The organism is Cellulophaga algicola DSM 14237 (genome assembly GCF_000186265.1).
GTDB lineage: Bacteria > Bacteroidota > Bacteroidia > Flavobacteriales > Flavobacteriaceae > Cellulophaga > Cellulophaga algicola.
Window position 1 is genome coordinate 3,412,320 of sequence record NC_014934.1, and the last position, 19,751, is coordinate 3,432,070.

The window sequence follows — 19,751 nt, forward strand, 5'->3', positions numbered from 1 at the left end:
TAGTTTTTTATTTTAATTGATAATGGTCTATTACGTTTAATTTTTCATCAAATTCATACAAATGAGGAACCCCAGTAGCTACTTCTACGTTAGCTATTTCGTCAGATGAGATATGCTCTAAGAATTCTATGAGTGCGCGTAATGAATTGCCATGCGCAGAGATCAATACGTTTTTTCCTTTGGCAAGCTCAGGAGCAATAGCTTCAAAAAAATAATTTACCACTCTTTTTGAAGTATCTTTCAGTGATTCAGCCAGAGGTAAAATTGATGGATCTAAAGCCTTGTAGTTCGCATCAAATTCGGGGTTTCTTTTATCATAAATTGAAAGGCTAGGAGGAGGGGTTTCATAACCTCTTCTAACGCTCAAAAAGAATTCTTCGCCTACTTCTTCTAGAACTTCATCTTTATTTTTTCCTTGCCAATCACCATAATGTCTTTCATTCAGCTTCCAGCTATAGCGGCAGTCTACGTGCATCATTTCTGCCGTTTCCAATAAAATCCACGCTGTTCTAATAGCTCTTTTTAGATAGGAGGAAAAGCAAATATCAATATCTATGAGATTTGATTTGATAAGTTGCCCAGCTGTCTCTGCTTCATTAATTCCTTCTGTAGCCAAGTCAATGTCCGTCCATCCCGTAAATACGTTTTTTACGTTCCATAAGCTTTTGCCATGCCTAACCAATATCAATTTTCCCATATTAAGCTTGTTTTATTTCATTTTCACAGGGACTTCCTTTTTCCATACACTCTAAATTTTCGAAGGTTATTTTTGCAATATTTTTAAGAGCTGTATCGGTCAGAAAGGCCTGATGACTACTAATCAATACATTTCTTAGGGTCATTAAACGAGCAATGGCATCATCTTGAAGAATATCTTCAGAATGGTCTTCAAAATATAGTCCTTTTTCCTCTTCGTAAACATCCATTCCAAAATAGCCTATTTGACCAGATTTCAGTCCGCTGATGACATCTTGGGTATTTACCAATCCGCCGCGACCAGCATTGATTAACATTACACCTTTTTTCATGGCAGCAATACTCTCTTTATTTATTAGATGATGCGTTTTAGGAATTAAAGGAGCATGGAGGGTAATGATATCAGATTGTTTATACAATTTATCTAGGTCGGTATAGGTTACTCCGTATTTTTCTACTAAGGATTGGTCTTTTACAACGTCATAAGCTAGCAGTTTACAACCAAACCCGTGTAAAATCTTAGTCACTACGCTACCAATTTTACCCGTTCCTATGATACCTACTGTTTTTCCATTCATATCAAAACCTACTAGGCCATTTAGAGAAAAATTCATATCCATGATGCGGTAATGAGTTCGGACTAACTTTCTATTAAGAGCAAGCATAACGCCTACCGTAAATTCGGCAATGGCATAAGGAGAATATTCGGGTACTCGCGCCATGCGAATTCCTAGTTTTTGTGCATACGGTACATCTATATTATTAAAGCCGGCCGAGCGCAAGGCTACAAACTTAATACCAAGTTCATACAAGCGATCTAAAATAGGTGCAGCTGCATTATCTTCAGTGAAAATACATATAGCATCATAGCCTTTTGCCAAATCAACTGTATCTAAAGACAGGTAGGTATCAAACATTTTTAGGGTATGTTTGTCATTATTGGCACTTTCTAAATAGTCCCTTTCCCAATTATGTACGTTAAATATTGCTATTTTCATTTTTAAGTTCTAAAGTGTTATCAATTGATTAGAATATAATAAAATTCCTCTGTTCATGGTTAATTATAAATATTCTGGTAATTATTTGATTATTACTTATGGCTGTCTACCAGACCTAATTTTGTTTTATTTTTCTCTGCGCTGTTAATATTGTTGATACCTGAAATTAGTGCGTCTGGATTAAAAGAGATAGAGTTGATTCCGTTTTCAACGAGAAACTGGGCAAATTCTGGATAATCACTTGGTGCCTGACCACAAAGTCCAATTTTAGTGTGGGTTTTATGTGCAGAAGCTATCACCATGGCAATCATTTTCTTAACTCCAGGATCCTTGATGTCAAAAATAGTACTCAGTAATTCAGAATCTCTATCTACACCTAAGGTTAATTGTGTAAGGTCATTAGAGCCAATAGAAAAACCATCAAAGAATTTAGCAAATTCTTCTGCTAAAATAATGTTGTTAGGTATTTCGGCCATCATATAAAGTTGAAGTCCATTTTCACCTCGTATCAAGCCATTTTCTTCAAGAATTTCTACGATTTTTGCAGCTTCTTTTAAAGTACGACAGAAGGGAATCATAATTTTTACGTTCGTCAACCCCATGGTTTCTCGTACCCTTTTAATCGCTTTGCATTCTAAGGCAAAGGCCTCTTGATATTTTGGGTTGTAATATCTAGAAGCGCCTCTAAAACCTAACATTGGGTTAGATTCTATGGGTTCAAACTCAGTTCCACCAATCAAATTTGCATATTCATTTGATTTGAAATCACTGGTACGAACGATAACGTCTTTTGGATAAAAGGCTGCGGCAATAGTAGCAATACCCTCAGCCAGCTTGTGTACAAAATAATCAGACTTGTCAGGGTAATGGTGTGTTAATTTCTGAATTTTTTCTTTAGCCACAAGATCCTTTAACTGATCAAAATTCTTTAAAGCCATAGGATGAATTCGAATGGAGTTGTTGATAACGAATTCCATTCGCATTAAGCCAACCCCTTCAGAAGGATAGAAAGAGAACTTAAAGGCTTGATCTGGATCAGCAAGAATTAACATCGGCTGAGTATGAGGCTTGCCTAGGGTTGATAGGTCTACTTCTTTTTCATTCCATTCTAAAAGACCATCGTAAACAATACCAGTAGTGCCTTCTGCACAAGAAATAGTAATTTCTTGCCCGTCTTTAATCACTTTTGTAGCATTATTGCTTCCTACTATTGCAGCAGCACCAACTTCTCTTGCTACGATAGCTGCATGGCTTGTTCGCCCACCTTGATCTGTTATAATGCCTGCTGCTTTTTTAAGAATAGGATCCCAATCAGGATCGGTACGTTCAGTAACCAATATTTCTCCTTCTTGAAGTTTGTCAGATTCTTCTGGGCTATGTAATATACGTGCTTTTCCAGAGGCAATTTTGTTACCTAAGCCCATGCCACGAGTAATTTCTTTACCTTTTTTCAATAAGCTATACGTATTTATTTTTAGTTTATTTTTTTTAGCGCTCTGTACGGTTTCTGGTCTGGCTTGTACAATATAAAGTTCATTGGTAAGTCCGTCTTTTGCCCATTCAATATCCATCGGGCGTTTGTAATGGTCTTCAATGATCAAGGACCATTGTGCTAGTTTTATTACTTCGGCGTCTGTCAATACAAATTGCTCTTGTTTTTCTATAGGGGTATCAAGATTAAGGGTGCCGCTTGCGGATTTATCATAGACCATGGTTTTTTCTTTACTGCCCAAACGTCTAGAAACAATAGGCTGCTCAATACCATTTTTTAAACTAGGCTTAAAAACAAAATAATCATCGGGGTTAATACTACCCTGAACAATATTCTCCCCTAGCCCATAGATACTGGAGACCATTACAACTTGATCAAAACCAGTGTCAGGATCAAGAGTGAAGTTTACTCCGGAAGCTGCCAAATCTGAGCGTACCATCATTTGTATACCTATAGATAAAGCTACTTTGGTATGGTCAAATCCATTGTCTTCTCTATATTTAATTGCTCGGTCAGTAAATAATGATGCGTAACATCTTTTACAGGCATCAATAAGATCTTCTTTTCCTTTTATGTTTAAATAACTTTCTTGCTGCCCCGCAAAACTTGCATTAGGTAAGTCTTCGGCCGTAGCACTACTTCGTACTGCTAATGAAATATCACCTTTATATTTTTTGGACAAAGAATCATATCCTTCTTCGATAGCTTCTTTAATATCTTCCGGAATTTCTGTTTCAAGAATAGTCTTTCTTACAATAGCTCCAATTTCTTTTAAATTGGAAAAACCTTTGGTATCTAATTTTGATAAATAGCCGAAAATTTCATCTTTTATATGTACTTCTTGTAAATAGTGCCAATACGCTTCTGAAGTAGTTGCAAACCCATCAGGAATTTTTACTCCTTTAGAGGTTAGCTTTTGAAACATTTCTCCCAAAGAAGCATTTTTCCCTCCTACCGTGGGTACATCATTAATATCAATTTCGTTAAAGTGGCGTATGTAATTTTTCATGACTATATATTTAAAAGGTCGTTACCGGCCAAGATTATAGAATGCGAATCTCCGATGTTTTCACGTCAATGAAAATGACCTAGGTCATGGAAGAAAAAAATATGGCATGACCTATATCATTTTCTTAACAACTTTTGGATACTACTTTTACCACCACATTTACAAGTAGATAAATATGGCAACGATCTTGAAAAATAATAACAGTAAGTCTATTTTGGGTAAAGTAGTTGCCATACGCGGAAGTGTGGTAGATATTTGGTTCGATAAAGATTTACCTTCTATAAATACGCTAATACACACAGGGCCAGAAAATAGTATCGCAATTGAGGTTTTAGCGCAATTAGATGACCGTAGGATTAGAGGTATAGCTTTGACTCCAACACAAGGCTTGGCAAGGGGTATGATAGCCGAAACAGATGGCGGACAGTTATCCGTTCCTGTAGGTAAAGAGTTAATGGGGCGTATGTTCGATGTCTTTGGTAATACCATTGATCACGGAGAAGCTTTACCGGAACTCCCTCGAAAAAATGTACATCAATTGCCGCCACCGTTGTCAAAACGATCTACAAAATCTGAAATTTTTGAAACCGGAATAAAAGCTATTGATGTAATGGTACCCTTACAGCATGGTGGTAATGCAGGTTTGTTTGGTGGTGCTGGTGTTGGTAAAACCGTATTACTTACAGAGATGATCCATAATATGGTGGGATATCACCAAGGTATAAGTATGTTTTGTGGAATTGGTGAACGTTGCCGCGAAGGGCATGAACTGTATCATGATATGAAAAAGGCCGATGTATTGAAAGATATGGTGATGATGTTCGGGCAAATGAACGAACCGCCAGGAGCTCGTTTTCGGGTAGGTCATGCCGCCTTGACTATGGCCGAATATTTTAGGGATGATGAACATCGTGATGTGCTTTTGCTTATTGACAATGTGTTTCGTTTTATTCAAGCGGGAATGGAAGTTTCAGGTCTTATGGGGCAAATGCCATCAAGACTAGGCTACCAGCCTACTTTGGGTACTGAACTAGCTAAATTAGAAGAGCGGATTGCTAATACAGATACGGGAGCCATTACCAGTATACAAGCCGTCTATGTGCCTGCAGATGACCTTACAGATCCCGCCGCTGTGCATACATTTTCTCACCTTTCCGCCTCAATTACTTTATCAAGAAAAAGGGCTGGTGAGGGACTTTTTCCAGCGATAGACTTATTGCAGTCTAGCTCTAAAATGGCAACACCAGGTGTTATTGGTGAACGTCACTATCACCTTTTACAACAAATAAAGCAAACACTGGCCCAATATGAAGAGCTAAAAGATATCATTGCCATGTTAGGTTTGGAACAACTTTCTGTAACGGATCGTGCTACTGTAAACCGAGCCAGGCGTTTAGAACGGTTTTTTACACAACCTTTCTTTACAACGGAACAGTTTAGCGGACTTAAAGGAAAAGGAGTAAAACTTGAAGATGCTCTTGACGGTTGCGAACGTATTCTTAAAGATGAATTTAAAGATTTACCGGAGAGCGCTTTCTATATGGTGGGTACTATTGATGAAGCTATAGAAAAGGCTAAAAAAGAGCCCAAGAAAGAGGATAAGAAAGAACCAAAGGAGGGAGAAAAGAAACCTGACGAGAAAAAAACAAACGCTACCGATAAAGAGGCAGCTAAAGTATAGATCTAGAACTAACAATAATGGAGTTACATATTTTACTTCCGTTTAAGATATTTCTGAAAATTTCAGGAGTGCGGCGTATAGTGGTAGATACCAATGCCGGTTCGTACGGTTTATTACCTCTCCGATTAGATTGTGTTGCTGCTTTAGTCCCTGGCATATTGACATATGAGACAAAGGAAGGTCAAGAGCATTACGTAGCAATGGATGAAGGTATACTCACAAAAAGAGATGGTTTTGTAGAAATATCTGTGCGAAATGCAATTTCCGGAGCCAATCTAGGGAAGCTTAGAGATGCAGTAGAAAGCGAGTTTGTGAACCTAGACGAAGAAGAAAGAGATGTACGGAATGCCGTTGCTAAATTAGAAAGTGAATTTATTCTTGGGATTAAAAAACTTCGTCAATCATGAGCAAAAATGCCGAGGATAAGAAAAGAAAAAAAGGCTTCTTGTATGAAGTTGATAGTAGAGAAAGGCAAATGCTACATGCCCAAGATGAAGAAAAAAGGAGTGAGTGGAGAGGCTTTGGTACCTTTGGTATGGTGGGTTGGTCTGTTGCAGTACCAACCGTATTTGGAGCCGTATTGGGGGTGTGGCTGGATAGGAAATACGCACAGACTTTTTCGTGGACATTAACCTTGTTGATGGCCGGTCTATTTGTTGGTTGTGCTATTGCTTGGCAATGGATAGACAAAGAAAACAAATCAATGCACGAACATAAAAAGAAGAAAGATGAATGATTTAGTAATGATTTTATTGAGTTTTTTTGGAGGAACTGCCATAGGTGCTTTATTTTTTGGAGGACTCTGGTTTACAACAAAAAAAGTGTTGACTTCAAAATGGCCTGTATCATTGTATTTAGGTAGTTTGTTCATAAGGATCGGCTTTACTCTTTTAGGTTTTTATTATATCGGACAAAACGATTGGAAGTATATGTTATTCTGTCTTTTGGGCTTTATAAGCGCTCGTTTTATTGTCATCCGTATGACCAAAACAAAAGAGATGGAACTCATGAAACTAGAAAAAAAATATTAAGATGGAATTAAGTCCCGACGAAACGATTTTTTGGCAAAATGGCTTTATAACCATCAACCTTACATTGGTTACCACTTGGGTGTTAATGTTTGTATTGGTGCTTGTGTCTGTTTTGGTAACCAGAAAACTCCGTACCGATTTAAAAATATCACGGTGGCAATGTATTTTAGAAATGCTGGTAACCGGAATGAACCAACAGATAAAAGAAGTTGGGTTAAAGAAATCTGAAAAGTTTCTAGGTTTTATAGGAACTCTGTTCCTATTTATCGCTTTAGCCAATTTATGTGTCATTTTTCCTGGTTATGAAGCTCCCACGAGCTCGCTTTCTACTACAGCTGCATTGGCCATATGTGTTTTTCTGGCAACGCCTATTTTCGGTATTTCAGAAAGCGGGATTCTAGGGTATTTGAAAACCTATATAGAACCAACATTCATAATGCTTCCCTTTAATATTATTAGTGAACTGTCTCGTACGTTGGCACTGGCTATACGTCTCTTTGGTAATATTATGAGTGGAGGATTAATTATAACCATATTGTTAAGTATCGCCCCTTTAATTTTTCCGGTAATGATGACTGTACTTGGTTTAATAACAGGTCTAATTCAAGCCTACATTTTTAGCATTTTGGCAACCGTATATATTGCTGCTGCCACAGAAGAATCAAATACAAACAAAATAATAAAAACGTAATACTATGGATAATTCAACTCTAATAGGCATGGTCTCAATTATTACTGCAGGAGTCACTATGGCGATTGGTGGTATGATACCTGCTTTAGGTCAGGGAAAATCAATTGCTGCCGCCTTAAATTCTCTCGCACAACAACCAGATGCGAATCAAACAATCACGCGTACCCTATTTGTAGGTTTAGCGATGCTCGAGTCGGTCGCTATTTACTGTTTTGTGATTGCGATGATCTTGATTTTCGCAAATCCTTTCTGGAACCATTTCATCGCATAATAATTTAAATATGAAAATAGACTGGTTTACTGTAATAGCACAGATCATCAATTTCTTGGTATTGATGTGGTTATTGAAACGTTTTCTTTATAAACCCATTTTATCCTCAATAGATGAACGGGAAACTAATATAAAGAACCAACTCTTGGATGCTGAGTCTCAGAAAAAAGAAGCAGCCCAAGCTAAAGATGAATTCAACTATAAAAACGAAACTTTCAATAAAGAGAAGGATGAATTAATGCAGAAGGCCGCTGCGGAAGCCAAAACCGAAGGTGATAAGCTAAAGGAAAATGCTAGAAATGAAGCTAATGAGCTCAAGGATAGATTAGAAAAAGCTTTTACTGAGGATCAAGCTACTAAAAACAATAACATGGCTAAAAGGTTAAAAGGTGAGGTTCTTGATATTGCAAGAAAAACATTGACAGACCTTTCTTCTGTTAGCTTAGAGGGGCAAACCGTAGAAGTCTTTTTGAAAAGAATAAATGAACTAAAAGCCAATGAGAAAACAAAATTCTCGGAAGCTTTAAAGGGAGGTAAACCCATATTGGTACAAAGTGCTTTTACACTATCTGCAAACCAACAAGGTTCAATACAAAAAACGGTAAGTGGGCTATTGAAAACAGAGAATACGTATGAATTTAAAACCAGGCCAGAATTGATAAACGGTATTGAAATTTTAACCAATGGTTACAAATTGTCTTGGAGCGTTACGGACTATTTAAAATCTTTTGAAGCAGATGAAAAGGTTGATATAGAAACGAAAGAATAATCGAAATCTAAATGAAATGGGCGCAACAGATTATAAAAGTTTAGTAAACGATACGTTTAATGAGCTTGCAAAACATACAAAAGATCATGAGTTTAAACTGGCACCAAAAGAAGTGGGCCGTGTTACCAGTGTTTCCGCCGGAGTGGTAAAAGTATCAGGTTTACCAAACGTAGGTTATGAGGAGTTATTGAAGTTTCCTGGCAATTTGTACGGTATAGCATTTAGTATTGAAGAAGACGAAATAGGCACTATACTTTTAGGAGAAGATTCTGATTTAAATGCTGGTGATCTTGTGGAACGCACAAATCGTGTAATGGATGTTCCTGTGGGTAAAGCGCTCCTTGGAAGAGTAATTGGACCTTTGGGACAACCTATGGATGAAAAAGGGGCTATTTCTTATGAAAAAAGATTACCTATAGAGCGGAGCGCCACACCTATTATGGATCGTTCAGGCGTAAGTATACCTTTGCAAACGGGAATTAAGGTGATTGATGCACTAATCCCAATAGGGCGGGGACAACGAGAATTAATATTAGGTGACCGCCAAACAGGTAAGACTGCAATTGCTCTAGATACTATTGTCAATCAAAAAGATAAAGATGTTATCTGTGTCTATTGCGCTATTGGGCAACGGGCTTCTGCGGTAGCGAAAGTTGTTGCAGATTTAAAAGAAAATGGGGCAATGGAGTATACCATTGTCATGGTTACTGAAGGAAATGATTCTCCGGGACTTCAATATATTGCTCCCTACGCAGCCACTAGTATAGCTGAGTATTTTATGCAAAAAGGTAAAGATGTACTCATTGTATATGATGATTTAACGAACCACGCTAGAGCATATCGCGAGCTTTCACTTTTATTAAAAAGACCACCAGGGCGTGAGGCATTTCCTGGTGATATTTTTTATATCCATTCCAGATTATTGGAACGATCTACGCATTTGAGTGATGAACTTGGTGGCGGCTCATTGACCGCTCTTCCTATAATTGAAACCGAGGCACAGAACATATCGGCTTATATTCCTACCAATTTGATTTCAATTACTGATGGGCAGATTTATCTATCCCCCAAACAATTTGAGTTGGGTATTTTACCTGCTGTTGAGGTAGGTAAATCGGTTTCTAGGGTGGGGGGTAAAGCGCAATTACCTGCCTACAGAGCCATTGCAGGTGACTTAAAACTTGGGTTTTCACAATTTGAAGAACTGGAGACTTTTGCTCGCTTTGGCTCTCATTTAGACGAAGAAACCAAAAGTGTTATTGAACATGGTAAACGTATTCGAGAGATTCTCAAACAGAATGAATTACAACCTTTATCCGCATTGGAACAGATAGGTGTACTTCTAGCTTTAACAAATGGTCTTTTTGATACAATTTTATTAGAAAAAATGCGGGAAGCAGAAGCGGCAGTTATAAAAAGTATGGCTGCTTTGCCTGAAGCTGTTCAGAAAAGTTTGTATTCTAGTAAAGGAATAGAGGATACGGGTCAAGAAAGTATTTTAACGGCTGCAAAAATTGCACTTAAGGAATTTCAAAAAGCAGAGTAAATCAAAAATAAAACACCACAATGGATTCGCTAGAAAGCTTAACAAGACAGATTGCAGGGGCCAAAGATCTAGATTCAATAGTGCGTACTATGAAGGCAATGGCAGCAGCCAATATTGGTCAATATGAAATAGCCATGGAGTCGTTGGGTGATTACTGGACAAACGTTTCTTTAGGGCTCGTAGCCTATTTAAAAAATATTGGATTAGAGAACCTTGATGTACAACCAAATAACGAGACTAAAAAGACTAACAAATCTGTTTGTGCTATTGTTTTTGGTTCAGATCAAGGTTTTGTAGGGCAATTCAATGACTCGCTTTCGCAATATGTTTTAAAATCTTTAGGAACTCATCAGGGTAGAACAGAAATATGGACTGTTGGTGTTCGTGTTCCATTACTGTTAACGGATATGGGGCTTACGGTTACGAAACAATTTGATCTTCCAAACTCAATCAAGGCTATCACTGCTCTTATTGGATCAATCTTGGTGCAGGTAGAGGAAAACCGCGAAAAAGGAAACGTGGATGAGTATTACCTTTTCCATAACCATTTGATAAACGAAGGGTCTTACGAACAGGAAAAATCACGTTTATTTCCATTAGATGCAAAATGGCTCCAAGAAAAAGGACAGTTAAAATGGCCTACTCAAAAACAACCAGAGGTTATTGGAGATAGTGGTAAGCTCATACGTCGCTTAATTAGGGAATATCTTTTTGTTACACTGTATAAGACTTGTACGGAATCATTAGCTAGTGAAAATTTAAGTCGGTTGAATGCCATGCAACGAGCAGAAAAAAATATTGAAGAATTGCTTGATGAAATTGGACATACATACCATCGTTTAAGACAAAGTTCAATAGATGAAGAACTTTTTGATGTAGTCTCTGGTTTTACTGCGTTGAAAAAAGAAAAAGAATAGATTATAAATTAAAAACTATTTTAAAATGAATCACGATTTTTAGTACTGTGACAAATTTTAAAATAGTTTTAGATTTGTATCAACATCAAGAATTGATTCTCAATTTAATAGAGAAACTTTTTTCTAGGTTTCACGACGCTTACCTGTAACTTCAAGAATATTGATTTTATAAACAATAGGATTTCCTCTAGTGTATGATTTGCTTGAAAATTCATTGATAAACTCCACACTTTTATGTTCTTTTTGTTTTATGATATCTTTTATGCCTTCTGTAAATAGGTGTAGTTTTTGCTTAGCAGAACTTCCTTCAAGTTCCTCAAAAGTTCCATGTACTTGTGCAGATTCCCAGTTCACCATAGATTCTATTTGTTCCACAACGATAGAAACTGCAGCGTTTTTTCGCATGGCATCTATTTTGTGCCCCGCTGCAGTATAACTTATAATGCTATTATCTTCAGGATCAAAAAAATAGGTAATCGGAATCACATAAGGTTTGTCATCTGAAATATAGGCAAGATGGCCTTTGTAATTATCTCTAAGAATAGTAATGCTTTCACTAACTGATATGTCCATCATATTTTTCTTGTATAAAATGAATGTTTTAAAAAATAAAAATTAAAGTTTTAACAACCTAAGCTCCTTATTAAAAATAGGTTCAGGATTTAATCTATTTCCAACGATATTCTGCGCGTCCTTTAAGCTCGTGTTCTATTTCCAACAAACGGTTGTATTTGGAAACCCTTTCGCCTCTGCAAGCTGAACCTGCTTTTAAATGACCACCATCCATAGCCACAGCAAAATCGGCTAAAAAAGTATCTTCGGTTTCCCCTGAGCGGTGCGATAAAAAATAGCGCCACCCAGCTTCACGGCACATTTGCACCGCTTCTATCGTTTCTGTAACTGACCCAATCTGGTTTAGTTTGATAAGAGCCGAATTAGCAGTTTTTTCACTGATGCCTCTGCTGATATATTTTCTATTGGTAACAAAAATGTCATCGCCTACCACTTCTATTTTATCCCCGAATTTCTTAGTGAATTTTGAAAACCCGTCCCAATCACCTTCAGAAAGTGGATCTTCCCAAGAGATAATAGGATATTTTTTTAACCATTCACCAGACAGGTCAATAAGCTGATCAGTTGTCATTTTACCAGCACCAGACTTGGTAAGGTCATACTTGTCGTCCAAATTTGGAGAAAAGGAATTGGCAGCACTATCAATAGCAATAGATAAATCCTTACCAGATTGGTATCCTGCTTGTTCAATAGCTTTGATAATAAATTCTATGGCAATTTCATTGCTTGCGCAATTGGGAGCGAACCCGCCTTCATCACCAACACTGGTTGCAAGGCCTTTATCTTTCAATATTTTTTTGAGTACATGAAAAGTTTCTGCAACATAACGAAGCCCTTCCTTAAAATTTGGAGCTCCGTGTGGTACTAGCATGAATTCTTGAAAGTCTACACTATTATCTGCATGTTCGCCACCATTAAGTATATTCATGCAAGGCACGGGAATACGTAAGGTATTGGACCCTCCCAAATAACGATATAACGGAAGGTTAGATGACACGGCTGCTGCTTTAGCAACCGCCATAGAAACGCCTAAAATGGCATTAGCACCAAGCTTAGATTTATTTTCGGTACCATCTAGCTCAATCATAGTGTAATCAATAGCTTTTTGGTCAACTGCATGCATTCCTGTTAAGGCTGTAGCTATCTTTTTATTAACGTTTTCTACGGCCTTTTGAACGCCTTTTCCATTGTAGCGTTTTTCATCATCACGAAGTTCTAACGCTTCGTTCAGACCGGTTGATGCTCCTGAGGGTACTGAGGCAGAAGTTTTGGTGCCATCGTCTAAAGTTACATACGCACGTAGTGTAGGATTTCCTCGAGAGTCTAATATCTCGAGAGCCGAAATTGATGTGATTTTTGAATTCATTTTACTGAAAATATAGTGTTACTTTTTTCTTTCACTTTGATAAAAATATTCGTAATAATCAATAGCGGAAGCGCTTCTTTTCGTCCGTTGTTGTTTTATAGGATGAAGGTATTGCAGTATTTAAAAAAGAAACATGATACAAATCATGAACGCATAAGTTAGAAATTGACTGAATACTTTTTTAGTTATTCTTTTCTTCTTTTTCTTTCTGTCTTTCCTGTTTTTTGAAATAACCACGGGTTAGAAAATTATGCTTCAAGGCTTCCATGTTTTCATTGAATTTGGCAACCCCTTCATCTACATTTTTCATTGAGTTTTGAAGCTGATGCACCAGAGTGGTGTCTGTAGATAGATAGTTAATAGCTCCATCACCGTCATTTATACGACCAGCAACAGTATTGAGATTTTTAGCTGTTTTCTCAATTTCAATTGATGAATTTTCTAAATGGGTAAGTACACTACGAATTTTTGCACCTGAGAGCGAATCACCTAATAGGGTTCCAACCACACTTTCTTTTGTGTCAAAAGTTGCTACAAGTGCATTTAGTTTGCGCATGGTTAGTTGCGCATCAGTACTTGTGTATTTAAGGTTGATTACCGTTTGGTTTAAATTATCACCCATAATCGTATCATTAAGCAGACGACCTAAAGTACCTTTTCCTCCATTTATAGAACGTGTAATAGTTAATAATTGTTCTGTTAATAGTGCTGCATTTTCGTTGGTTACATTTAAAGTATTCAACATATCTGATGTGGCAGCATTGCTAAAAGATTTTAGTTCATCACCAGACTTAACATAGGGCGCTTCGCCCACACCAGGAACAATATTAATAATCATACTCCCTACCAACCCGTCTGACCCAATATTGGCGATTGAATTTTTTTTGATATGCTTTTGCATTTTATTGTCAATGAGCATACCTACCTGTATGGTGGTGTCATTGATCATTTCAATATCTTTTACCGTACCAATACTAATTCCTGCATAGCGAACATTATTACCGTTCTGAAGCCCACGTATGTTGTTAAATGTAACGTTGAGGGTAAAGGTATTTCCGAACATATTTTGTTTGTTCCCAATCATATAGATGACTAGGATTAACAATACCGATCCTATGAGAACAAAAAGTCCTAATCTTATTTTTTCCGATGCTGATTTTTCCATACTTTATTTTTTAAAAAAGGCTTCTACTTTAGGGTCGTTTGATTGTATCAAATCGGTGTATTTACCTTCAACATAATTTATACCATCTACCAATAATATCATCCGGTCAGAAATGACTCTAGCACAATCCACATCATGGGTAATGATCAATGAAGAAGTACCATATTTTATCTGAATGTTACGCATTAATTCAATAATTTCTTTGGATGTAATAGGATCTAATCCAGTTGTAGGTTCATCGTAAAGAATAATTTTAGGTTGTAAAATAAGGGTACGAGCCAAGGCAATTCTTCTTTGCATACCTCCAGATAATTCCTCAGGCATTAAGTCAATTGTATTAGCCAGACCAACACTTTCCAAGGCATCCATTACCAGAGGAGTAGTATCTTTTATTTTACCAAACTTTTCTTTATGTCGCCGCATTGGGAATTCTAAATTTTCCCGTACGGTCATGGAATCATAAAGTGCACTTCCTTGAAATAAAAATCCAATATCGGACCTGAGTACATCTAAGGTCTCCCTATCTAAGTTTTTTATTTCTTTACCCAAAACAGAAATGTATCCACTATCTGGTTGCATTAAACCGACTAGACATTTTATCATTACCGATTTTCCAGAGCCAGACTTACCCATGACTACAAGATTTTCACCCTTGTAAAGCTCCATATGAAATCCGTTCAGCACCTTATGGTCCCCAAAAGTTTTATAGAGATCTTTGATTTCTATAATGACTTCCTTTTGTTCTGAAGTATTTTCCATTACGTCTATGTTCTTTTGATCTCTCATTACACATCAAAAAATATGTTGGATATAAAAACAGCCACAAAATCTATGACAAATAAAAGTAATGAGGTCATTACTACCGCTGTATTAGCGGCAATACCAACACCTGCAGTACCTTTTTTACAGTAATACCCTTTAAAACAACCAACCAATCCAATAGCAAAACCAAAGAAAAATGTTTTAATGATGGCAGGGATTAAATCGGTATAAGATAGGGCATCAAAAATGGTATTGAAATACAATTGAAAAGATACGTTTCCTTTTATGTTTTCAATTAAGGCCGAACCAAAAAGAGATACGGCATCACTTAAAATAACCAATAACGGAAGCATAAGTATAGAAGCCATAACCCTCGTGACTACTAAATATTTAAAGGGATTGGTACCAGAGACTTCCATAGCATCAATCTGTTCGGTTACGCGCATGGAGCCTAGTTCAGCACCTATTCCCGAAGAAATTCTACCAGCACAGACCAAAGCCGTTATAACAGGACCCAGCTCGCGTACGATTGAAATTCCCACCATATTGGGCATCCAAGAAATAGCCCCAAATTGAATCATTGTTGGTCGTGACTGTAAATCTAAAACCAAACCTATTATAAAGCCTGTAACCAAAACCAAGGTTAGCGATCTGTTCCCTATTTGATAACATTGCCGTAAAAATTCATTGAATTCAAAGGGCGGGCGTAATGCTTCCCTAAAGAAACGACCCGAAAAATAGGTGAGTTCTCCAATCTCAGTGAGCGCTTGCTTTATTTTTTTTGGCGTCTTGAATTTCAAATCTATTGTATGAATTTATACCTGTGAGTAACTTCAAAATTAAAGAACCTCCAATGAAGTTAGAATGACTTGGGTCATCCCTAATAAAATAAATTAATAATGTTTTTAAGAACTGATCTGTGTCATTCGCAATTTAATGAGCAATGTTTAGTTTTGTCGCACCATGCTTAAGTAGAAACTAGTTTAAAGATAGTCCATGAACAATAGAAAAGTAACCCGTGCACGGTATAGGTTTGTAGCTCTAGATGTTAGTAAGTATAGACTTTTATTTATTGCACTTTTAGTGGGTTTGGGTACTGGACTTTTAAGTTCGCTTTTTAGGCTTATTCTTGCTCGTTTAGCTACGTTTAGAACAACGTTTCAAATAGGTGAGATTGATCAGGGCTGGCAAGACTGGCTATGGCCTATGCTTTTTACTTTTTTCGGTATTTGGTTTTCAATATTTTTAGTAAAAAAATATGCTCCTGAAACTGCTGGTAGTGGTATTCAAGAAATTGAAGGAGCTTTAGATGGTTTAAGACCAATTAGATGGCGCAAGGTTTTACCTGTTAAATTCATCGCTTCGCTATTTTCTCTAAGCAGTGGATTGTTATTGGGGCGTGAAGGACCAACCGTTCAGATAGGTGCTAATGTAGGCAAAATGGCCGATGATATCTTTAAGCAACCGGTAGAAGAAGATAATCCTTTAATTTCGGCAGGTGCGGCATCGGGCTTAGCAAGTGCTTTTAACGCGCCTTTTGCAGGAATAATTTTCGTTATTGAAGAGATGAATGGTCATTTTAAGTTTAATTTTTATTCTGTGGCGGCGCTTATGATTGGTGCAGGTTCTGCAGATATGGTAGTCCGATTACTGGTTGGAGGTGGGCCAATTCTTAAAACAACTATTTTCACCTTTGAAGAATTATCGGGTATATGGTTGTTTGTATTGTTGGGCCTCGTGCTTAGCGTTGTCGGAATTATGTTTAATAAATTTTTAATTAAATCTTTAGATTTATTTAAAAAACTGAAGGTAAGCTATATTACCATTGCGCTGTGTATGGCCTTTATTATTACTGCCGTAGGCTTATATTCAGAAGATATGATTGGGGCAGGTTACACTACCATTTCACACGTTTATAATAGTTCTTTTACGTTGAAATTTCTTCTGGCATTATTTGTTGTACGTTTTATTCTATCTATTCTTAGTTACGGTTCAGGAGTACCTGGAGGTATTTTTACCCCTTTGATAACCTTAGGGATAATTTTAGGAATGCTCTTTGGGGGTATAGCGCAATACTTTTTTCCAGACCTTGTACCTGATCCTGCTATTTTTGGCGTTGCCGGTATGGCGGGTATTTTTGCTTCCACCATCAGGGCTCCACTTACGGGGTTAGCGCTTTCTGTAGAAATGACAGCAAATTATGAGTTGATATTACCATTGATTTTTACAGCGGTAACGGCATCCGTATGTACTACAATGTTGGGCAATACGCCTATATATGCAACCCTGTTGAAACGTGCTTTACAGACTGAAAAATTCTAATATCAGCTTAAGATGGAATTGCAATGTAAATCCAAAAATAATCTAAATGCTGAGAAAAAAATATCAATATTTTTCGAACCTGATCTATATCAGGGAATCAATAATTTAAACAACATAGTTTTGATTAAATAATTTCAAATACCTTAGTTATGAGCCCAGAGAACACTCACTTCGTACGATACTTGGAATCACTTAAAGCATCTTCTTTTTTTTTAGATGTTCATAGTACTTCCTTGAAAACACTATTGGCCCAGATGGTTCCTGAAAAGTGGAGTTTGAATACGCTTAAAAATAGCTCCGATTTTACAAATTCATTTCACTTTATAGTATCGGGAAGACTTAAAGGGTATAAGGTTAATGCTAATAGTGGCAGGGAGCATACCATCTTTATACTGAAAAAAGGAGATGTGTTTGATCTACTGCAATTAATGGATGAAGAATCTCACGATATCTATTGGGAAGCTATGGACGAATTGGAAGTTTTAAAAATTGATGTAGACACGATTCGTCAGTGGATTGTATCGCTCCCAACTATGGTGAATACGTTAATGCATTATATGGCGAAGAGAATGCGTAGATTAGAGGAGGCAGCAACTGACATATCATTGCATAGCACCCTTGTGCGGCTTTCAGGCCTGCTTTTAATGTATATGAATGACGAGAGTCAGAAATTAGAAACTATAAATAACCTTCCCAACGATGAAATTGCTCGTTTAATAGGAACCACAAGACCTGTAGTGAATAGACATATTCAACAATTAAAAAAATGTGGAGCTATTTCTGTACGACGTAAACATATAGATGTTCAGAATCGGTTATTATTAGTTTCAATTGCTCAAGAGAAATATATTTTTTAGTTTATCATTTTTTTTTATTTCAAAAGAGATTCATTGTTTAGAAAATAATACTATTAGAACCTATTTTAGATTATACCTATTAGATTTATTTCTTTAAAATATATTCTTTTAACTGCTACTTTGGTAGCAGAGTTAGTAGCCAAAGATATTTAATTTTACAATGCGTAATACATTAAATGTTAATCTTAAAATAAACAATAATGGCTACACAAGTTTATACAAGTACAGAACAATCTTTCCACAACCCTAAATTTTGGTGGTTACAAATTCTATTAGGGATTATATTTATTTTCAGCGCTCTATGGTTTTTAGATACGCCTATTGAAACTTATTTATCGCTAACATTCGTATTTAGTTTTCTTATGCTATTTACAGGACTATTAGAAGTCATCAATGCATTAACTATACGGAACGTATCTTCTAAATTTTCATTGAAACTTACAGGAGCTTTTATAGACTTAGTTTTTGGTGTTTTCTTAATAGGGTATGAAAAAGTAACTCTTGAGCTTTTGCCAGTACTTCTGGGAATATGGCTTGTTTTCAGATCTTTCCAATTATTCTTTTTTTATAGTGAATTAAAAAAGAGATCTAGAGAAAATAAATGGTGGACATTAGCTGCGGCAATATTTACCTTACTGTTTGCTATGGCCATTATCGTCCATCCATTTTTTGGAGAATTGACTTTAATCTATGCCGTAAGCTTTTCTTTTTTTATTATGGGGCTCTACAGGGTAACCTTAGGGTATAAGTTATATCAAGAAGGAGATTAGCTATAGCGTTAAGTAGCGTTTACTATCATTCTAAATATTTTGAAGTTGAAAAGAAGTCTAAAACATAGTTTGGCAGGCATGTTATATGCGGCCATTGAATCTAAACAGGATTTACCTGGAAAAAAAATCCTCGAATCTTTTGAAATTAAATTTCCAGAAGCATTATATGCTACTTGGACGCTTAAGAACAACACTATTTGGGAAGCATCTTTTCTTTGGGAGAAAAAAGAACATACTGCACTTTTTAGTAGCGGAGGACAATGGATTGAGACACATTCTTATTTACCATTAGGTACGGTACCTATGGTGGTACAAAAAAAGTTTAATAAGGATTATCCTAGAAATCAGGTCAAGCATATTTTTATTCTAAGAAAACCCGAAGGAGTTTTTTACGAGTTTCTGATACGTCTAGGAAATAAACAGTACAAAGTGCGTTACAATAGTAATGGAGAAATGAAAGAGCAGCTATTTGTATAATCATAGGTATATATAACTAAAGTAGCAATAGTTCTCTTGAATAGAAGGAAGTTTTAGCGTGTGATAAATTCTAAAATTCTAGGAAAGATTATTTCTTTAACGCTATTTGTATTTGCTTGTGAAGCAGCGTATAATGCGACAAGTATATTTGAAGAATCTGCCGTAAGTAGGCTTCCAAATAAGGCAGATGAATTTTATTCTTAGACATGGGAGAAAACGTTAAAGATTATAACAAAAAGGTAATTGAACACCTCAAAAAAAACATGAAGCTCCTACTTACAAAGAAATGTATTGGAAATACTAGGTTTCTGCTACTTAGGTTACAGTTTTAATTTACCTAATCTGTTAACTTTAAGCT

Annotated in this window: 21 protein-coding genes; 13 read left to right on the top strand and 8 right to left on the bottom strand. The window is 36.5% G+C overall.

The features are described from left to right. Nucleotides 1-7: 7 nt before the first annotated feature. The 3 genes from CELAL_RS14815 to ppsA all read right to left on the bottom strand — a co-directional run bounded on the left by CELAL_RS14815 (nt 8) and on the right by ppsA (nt 4,195). Nucleotides 8-697, bottom strand: a complete 690-nt coding sequence (locus CELAL_RS14815; protein WP_013551701.1) for a 2,3-bisphosphoglycerate-dependent phosphoglycerate mutase — start codon at nt 695-697, stop codon at nt 8-10. Nucleotide 698: 1 nt separating this feature from the next. Then, on the bottom strand, nt 699-1,694 hold the full coding sequence (locus CELAL_RS14820; protein ID WP_013551702.1) for a 2-hydroxyacid dehydrogenase: 996 nt from the start codon (nt 1,692-1,694) through the stop codon (nt 699-701). Between the two features lie 92 nt (nt 1,695-1,786). Next, nucleotides 1,787-4,195, bottom strand: coding sequence for a phosphoenolpyruvate synthase (gene ppsA / locus CELAL_RS14825; protein ID WP_013551703.1), 2,409 nt, complete (start codon nt 4,193-4,195; stop codon nt 1,787-1,789). Between the two features lie 175 nt (nt 4,196-4,370). On the opposite strand from ppsA, the gene atpD reads away from it, so the two are divergent. The 9 genes from atpD to CELAL_RS14870 are packed head-to-tail and all read left to right on the top strand — an operon-like array spanning nt 4,371 to nt 11,101. Continuing rightward, nucleotides 4,371-5,876 (top strand): F0F1 ATP synthase subunit beta, encoded by a 1,506-nt coding sequence (atpD, locus tag CELAL_RS14830; RefSeq protein ID WP_013551704.1) that lies wholly within the window; start codon nt 4,371-4,373, stop codon nt 5,874-5,876. 17 nt (nt 5,877-5,893) lie between these two features. Beyond that, nucleotides 5,894-6,283, top strand: a complete 390-nt coding sequence (locus CELAL_RS14835) for a F0F1 ATP synthase subunit epsilon (protein WP_013551705.1) — start codon at nt 5,894-5,896, stop codon at nt 6,281-6,283. Next, nucleotides 6,280-6,612: an AtpZ/AtpI family protein gene (locus tag CELAL_RS14840; RefSeq protein WP_013551706.1), complete on the top strand. Its 333-nt coding sequence runs from the start codon at nt 6,280-6,282 to the stop codon at nt 6,610-6,612. Before CELAL_RS14835 ends, CELAL_RS14840 begins: the two co-directional genes overlap by 4 nt. Beyond that, nucleotides 6,605-6,907, top strand: coding sequence for an N-ATPase subunit AtpR (locus tag CELAL_RS14845; RefSeq protein WP_013551707.1), 303 nt, complete (start codon nt 6,605-6,607; stop codon nt 6,905-6,907). Before CELAL_RS14840 ends, CELAL_RS14845 begins: the two co-directional genes overlap by 8 nt. 1 nt (nt 6,908) lies before the next feature. Next, entirely contained in the window at nt 6,909-7,598 is a 690-nt protein-coding gene (locus CELAL_RS14850) for a F0F1 ATP synthase subunit A (protein ID WP_013551708.1), read from the top strand. Nucleotides 7,599-7,602: 4 nt separating this feature from the next. Further along, on the top strand, nt 7,603-7,869 hold the full coding sequence (locus CELAL_RS14855; protein WP_013551709.1) for a F0F1 ATP synthase subunit C: 267 nt from the start codon (nt 7,603-7,605) through the stop codon (nt 7,867-7,869). A gap of 10 nt (nt 7,870-7,879) precedes the next feature. Next, entirely contained in the window at nt 7,880-8,638 is a 759-nt protein-coding gene (locus CELAL_RS14860) for a F0F1 ATP synthase subunit B family protein (RefSeq protein ID WP_013551710.1), read from the top strand. A gap of 16 nt (nt 8,639-8,654) precedes the next feature. Next, on the top strand, nt 8,655-10,184 hold the full coding sequence (locus CELAL_RS14865) for an alternate F1F0 ATPase, F1 subunit alpha (protein ID WP_013551711.1): 1,530 nt from the start codon (nt 8,655-8,657) through the stop codon (nt 10,182-10,184). Between the two features lie 20 nt (nt 10,185-10,204). Further along, nucleotides 10,205-11,101: a F0F1 ATP synthase subunit gamma gene (locus CELAL_RS14870; RefSeq protein ID WP_013551712.1), complete on the top strand. Its 897-nt coding sequence runs from the start codon at nt 10,205-10,207 to the stop codon at nt 11,099-11,101. Nucleotides 11,102-11,224: 123 nt separating this feature from the next. Here the strand turns inward: CELAL_RS14870 and CELAL_RS14875 are convergent, their stop codons facing one another. The 5 genes from CELAL_RS14875 to CELAL_RS14895 form a co-directional block, all read right to left on the bottom strand. Then, the gene (locus CELAL_RS14875) at nt 11,225-11,677 is read right to left on the bottom strand and encodes a pyridoxamine 5'-phosphate oxidase family protein (protein WP_148229686.1); all 453 of its coding nucleotides are present in this window, start codon (nt 11,675-11,677) and stop codon (nt 11,225-11,227) included. 91 nt (nt 11,678-11,768) lie between these two features. Continuing rightward, nucleotides 11,769-13,040, bottom strand: a complete 1,272-nt coding sequence (gene eno, locus CELAL_RS14880) for a phosphopyruvate hydratase (RefSeq protein WP_013551714.1) — start codon at nt 13,038-13,040, stop codon at nt 11,769-11,771. A 181-nt stretch (nt 13,041-13,221) separates the two neighbouring features. Then, a complete protein-coding gene (locus CELAL_RS14885) occupies nt 13,222-14,205 on the bottom strand; it encodes an MlaD family protein (protein ID WP_013551715.1) in 984 nt (327 codons plus the stop codon). 3 nt (nt 14,206-14,208) lie between these two features. Then, the gene (locus CELAL_RS14890) at nt 14,209-14,964 is read right to left on the bottom strand and encodes an ABC transporter ATP-binding protein (RefSeq protein WP_240927782.1); all 756 of its coding nucleotides are present in this window, start codon (nt 14,962-14,964) and stop codon (nt 14,209-14,211) included. A 26-nt stretch (nt 14,965-14,990) separates the two neighbouring features. Next, the gene (locus CELAL_RS14895) at nt 14,991-15,767 is read right to left on the bottom strand and encodes an MlaE family ABC transporter permease (protein WP_013551717.1); all 777 of its coding nucleotides are present in this window, start codon (nt 15,765-15,767) and stop codon (nt 14,991-14,993) included. Between the two features lie 196 nt (nt 15,768-15,963). Here CELAL_RS14895 and clcA point away from each other — a divergent pair, with 196 nt between their 5' ends. The 4 genes from clcA (at nt 15,964) to CELAL_RS14915 (ending at nt 19,393) form a co-directional block, all read left to right on the top strand. Further along, complete coding sequence (gene clcA / locus CELAL_RS14900) at nt 15,964-17,289, top strand: H(+)/Cl(-) exchange transporter ClcA (protein WP_013551718.1); 1,326 nt, start codon at nt 15,964-15,966, stop codon at nt 17,287-17,289. Nucleotides 17,290-17,438: 149 nt separating this feature from the next. Continuing rightward, complete coding sequence (locus CELAL_RS14905) at nt 17,439-18,146, top strand: Crp/Fnr family transcriptional regulator (RefSeq protein ID WP_013551719.1); 708 nt, start codon at nt 17,439-17,441, stop codon at nt 18,144-18,146. Between the two features lie 200 nt (nt 18,147-18,346). Further along, the gene (locus tag CELAL_RS14910; RefSeq protein ID WP_013551720.1) at nt 18,347-18,916 is read left to right on the top strand and encodes an HdeD family acid-resistance protein; all 570 of its coding nucleotides are present in this window, start codon (nt 18,347-18,349) and stop codon (nt 18,914-18,916) included. Between the two features lie 45 nt (nt 18,917-18,961). Next, complete coding sequence (locus tag CELAL_RS14915) at nt 18,962-19,393, top strand: PepSY-like domain-containing protein (RefSeq protein WP_148229688.1); 432 nt, start codon at nt 18,962-18,964, stop codon at nt 19,391-19,393. Nucleotides 19,394-19,751 lie beyond the last annotated feature (358 nt).